General features: G+C 53.6%; 4 protein-coding genes. 1 reads left to right on the top strand and 3 read right to left on the bottom strand.

Annotation, left to right across the window (positions count from 1 at the left end; all coding sequences use genetic code 11):
- Window positions 1–405: 405 nt before the first annotated feature.
- Window positions 406–1,674 carry a MobV family relaxase gene (mobV, locus tag ACYVGU_RS19770; RefSeq protein WP_460623508.1) on the bottom strand — a complete coding sequence of 423 codons (1,269 nt, stop codon included), beginning with the start codon at window positions 1,672–1,674 and terminating at the stop codon, window positions 406–408.
- Window positions 1,675–1,874: 200 nt separating this feature from the next.
- Window positions 1,875–2,093: a hypothetical protein gene (locus ACYVGU_RS19765; RefSeq protein WP_460623507.1), complete on the bottom strand. Its 219-nt coding sequence runs from the start codon at window positions 2,091–2,093 to the stop codon at window positions 1,875–1,877.
- Window positions 2,094–2,406: 313 nt separating this feature from the next.
- Here ACYVGU_RS19765 and ACYVGU_RS19760 point away from each other — a divergent pair, with 313 nt between their 5' ends.
- Window positions 2,407–2,628: a hypothetical protein gene (locus ACYVGU_RS19760; protein WP_460623506.1), complete on the top strand. Its 222-nt coding sequence runs from the start codon at window positions 2,407–2,409 to the stop codon at window positions 2,626–2,628.
- Between the two features lie 673 nt (window positions 2,629–3,301).
- On the opposite strand, the gene ACYVGU_RS19755 is transcribed toward ACYVGU_RS19760, so the two are convergent.
- Window positions 3,302–3,898, bottom strand: a 597-nt coding sequence (locus ACYVGU_RS19755; RefSeq protein ID WP_460623505.1) for a hypothetical protein, incomplete at its 5' end; no start/stop codon positions are given.

The following is a 3,898-nucleotide window of genomic DNA, read 5'->3' as shown; positions in this document are numbered from 1 at the left end:
TGGCCTGGCGTTTTTTAGTGGTGCTAATCTCTAGCACTGCCTTTTCTGAAAACGGATTGTTCTCATTTTCAGGATAATCCGTTATTTTTTTGTACCAGGTTGACATCGCAAAATTGATTTTTGATGCTCAAAGCTATACTATAAAAGTTGAAAAATTAGGCACTTTTTCAAACAATACACTGTAGGCTTTACAATGGCTCATTGTAGAAACAAGGCTAATTTTTCAACATTGATAAAATGAGGTCGCGGAAAAGTACAAAACACCTGTTTGAAGGTTTCAAACGGCTGTTTGAAATCTTCAAACAGACCCCCCTTGATAATGAGAGAGTTATGATACTCTGCTCTTAACTCTTACAAAAGCCCCCGCCCAATGCAATTGGGTGGGGGCTTTTGGGTGTCGTCTGGTTAGTCTCCCATGCTCACACCTCCCCGGCTCTGTCCTTTGGTCTGGGCCTGGTCGCGCTGTGCGGTGCGCTGCACGGCCTGGTCGTAAGCCTCCTTCATCGACACCCCGCCCGGCTTCAGCTCGGTTAGCTCGAACCGGCTGCCGGTGGCCGTGTGGCGCAACTCGCCCTGTTTGGTGGCCGCGTCCTCCCGGTAAGTGTACCCTGGGAGCTTTTTTAACTGTTCGGTCAGGTCGCCCGCTTGGCGAATAGGGGCCTTTAGGGCCTGCTGAACGTGTTTTTCGGCCTCGGCCTGCATACTGGAGCGAATTTTCTGGCCGTACTCCAGCACGTTCGCCGGCAACGTCTCGCCCTGAGCTGCAAGCACGGCTGCCCGCTTGAATCCTCCCTCGAACGATTCCCGCCGGCCGATTTCCTTCGTTTTCGTGCCCTCCACGCTCGCCAACTGCCGGGCAAGGGTCTTTTCCCGGTCTTTGGCCCCGGCGCTGTCCTGCGCGATGCTGGCCGCCTTGCTGGCCCGCTCGTTGGCGGTGGCGAGCTGCCGGGCCAGCTCCGCGTTCAGCCGCGCCTCCTGGTCGGCCCGCCACTTGCTCAGGTTGACCAGGTCTAGACCGCTCGGCCCCTCGATGCTCAGGCGTGTGGCCGGCTCCGGCTTGGTCAGCTCGGCCAGCTCGCCCCGGCTCCGCTCCTGAGCCCCGTAGACGTGACGCATGACTTCGTGCTTGGCGCGGCTGTGCTCTACTCCCCGCTCCATTCCGAACGGCTTCATGGCCTCGGCGTACTCGGTTTGTAGAGTGCGTAGGGTCTTGGGGTTAAACAAATCTTTGGCTGATAGTCGCCCATCCTCGGTAATGGGCACAACCACGGCGTGAAAATGAGGCGTTAGCTCGTCCTGGTGCAAGGTGCAGCTGACCACGTTTTGCTCCCCAAACTTGCCCTTCAAAAATGCAATATTGGCCTCGGCCCATTGGCTGCCGTGCCAGTCGTGCGGGCTCCCATCGGCCTGGCGCTTGAACGCCTCCGGGCTGGCGGTCAGCAGCACTTCCACTCCCCGCACCGAATCATGCCGGACTTTGGCCCCGGCCTCCGCAATGCGCTCGGTGGCCAGCTCCCAATAATTGCGCTCGGCCGTGTTGATGTACTCCCGGTTGAGGGGCTTGCGCTCGGTGTCGGCGTTGGGCGTTTCGCGCTGCCGGTAGTTGTGGGCGGTCTTGGCCGCGCCCGCCTGGGCGGTCTTAATCTTGGCAACTCGGCAAATGGCGTAGGGCATGGGGCAGTGGGGAAAGGAATTAGATATTGCGTAGGGCCGGCTGCAAGCCCCACACCGGACGCAGTCCGGTATAGTGGGTTATACCGTTGCTTTTCTCGCGCAGTTTTGGGCTCATTATTTACGCTTATTACTTACGCTAAGGGGTCTTTTTCAGGGTACATGATGGGCAAAACTTACGCTTATCACTTACGCTAATATCCTTATTTACTGGCTTTGACGCGCTTCATCCGGGTGGCCTGGGCGTTCATTTCCTGCTGCTCGTTGTACTGCACCTTCTCGATGATGGAGTTATTAGCTACCCCGGCCCATCCCTGCACCAACGCCCGCAAACGACTGAACGCCTCGGCTGCCGGCATCCCCTCGACCTGTACCAGTGCTTCCGTAGCTGACCGCCCGACCGCTACCAGTTTATCAGCCAAGTACCGCTCGTCTCCGCTCGCTGGCTTCCCCCATACCTCCCCCCGCTTGACGAGCTGGTGCTGCACCACTCGGCACGAGGTTGAGCAGAATTTGCCCCCTCGACGCTTCGGCTCATAGTCCTTCCCACACTTTTGGCACTGTGCTATCATAGAATAAAAGTACAAATAAGAGCTTAATACAAGTACGACCTTTGCCCTAAGCAGTCTATAATTTTTTGTATATTAGTCTAGGTAAATCGCAGTTTCGGAGTACTAACTGGATTGCCCCAAGGCATTTTTGGTGCATGAAATTGGTCTATAAGCAGCTATTCCAATGTGTGACAATCCGAAATTTGGTCCCAATGCCCAAACCCCTGAGCAGCGGGCCTACGTGCTTCAGCAAATCAAGGCAGCCAATCCGCAATTAGTGCGCAACGCCACTCCTTACGCCCATTGGCTCTACGGCCGATACATAGCGGGCGAACTGAGCTGGGACGAGGTCTGCCAATTGCGCGATGCCCCGCAGGTGGTACCAGGCATCCATTGCCCAATTTAGGCAAGAGCTAATCTACTGTTGAGCATACCCCGGCATTCGGTACCTTGCCTGCTTACCAGGCCAGTGGACCATTAATGCGCGTTCCTCCGTTTTACTCGCCCTACCGGGGCATTGGGTTGGAAGATGCGTGGCACGATGACAACGAGTGCCCGATTGGCAAGAGCATTGCTATCAGAGAACGAATCGCCGGAAAAGGCCCCATCGACAAGCGGTGCCGGTACTGTGAACTGCTCGACAGACCACGTCAACATAAAAAAGGAGGCTGCCTCATAGCAACTAGTTTGCCCGTTCCGGGCATAGGTTTTCAGGCATGCCACGCCGCATTGTCTGCTTTCAAAAGCCTAGAAAGGCTGTCTCAAACTGGGAAAATATGCCAGAATGGGCCAGACAATGCGGCGTGGCATGCCTGAAAACCTAACAATAGAACGAAAAAGCCCCGTGCAGCAGAGGGCGGACCTTCAACGCTGCGCGGGGCTTTCAGACGGTGCGTCTGTGGGCTGTTCTATTCCTGGCCGGTTGCGCCTCCGCAGAGCCGGTTACGCTTCAAACAGCCCCCAAATCTAGGTTCTTTTTCCCTTTTGTTGAGCCAAAAAGAAACTGTCAAGAAAACTGTCAGCAATTGACAGTTTTCTTGACAGTTTCTTTTTCAGGCCACTTTTCTTTCCAACTGCCCCTATAGCTGATTGCTGTTAGCAATTTCGCGTAACTGTTCCAAGCTAGGGTTGAAGGGTAAGGCAAGCTGACTAGGGTTTTTGCCTGCTATTTGCTTGCGAACGTAGCTTTTAGCAAATGTCACCCTACTCCCATTGAACATTATCAGAGGATTAAGAAAGTAGATTAAGGGGTCAGTGCTACGAGCTATTAGGCCAGCTCCAATCAACTCAGCTAAGCCACTAATTACAAGCCCTCTGCTTTTATAAAGGGTGAATTTCATGCATTCAGGAGCAGAAAAGTAAAACTCATCACGTCCTGGTCGAAGCTGTCGAAGGACATAGGTAAACACCCGAATGCCGCGTGGACTAAGCTCCCAAAAATTGAGTAGTCCACCTAGGAAGACTTTTGCAAACTGTTCGTCGTCTACTTCGATTTCCCTAACGAACAGACTTTCAGCTACTTTCTCGCCGTTATTGTCGATTACCCAATACTTATTCTCCCCATCTTTTGTCTTGGGTGGTCTGATGGCCTGGCGTTTTTTAGTGGTGCTAATCTCTAGCACTGCCTTTTCTGAAAACGGATTGTTCTCATTTTCAGGATAATCCGTTATTTTTTT

The organism is Hymenobacter tenuis (assembly GCF_054780495.1).
This window is presented reverse-complemented; position numbering and strand designations above follow the sequence as displayed.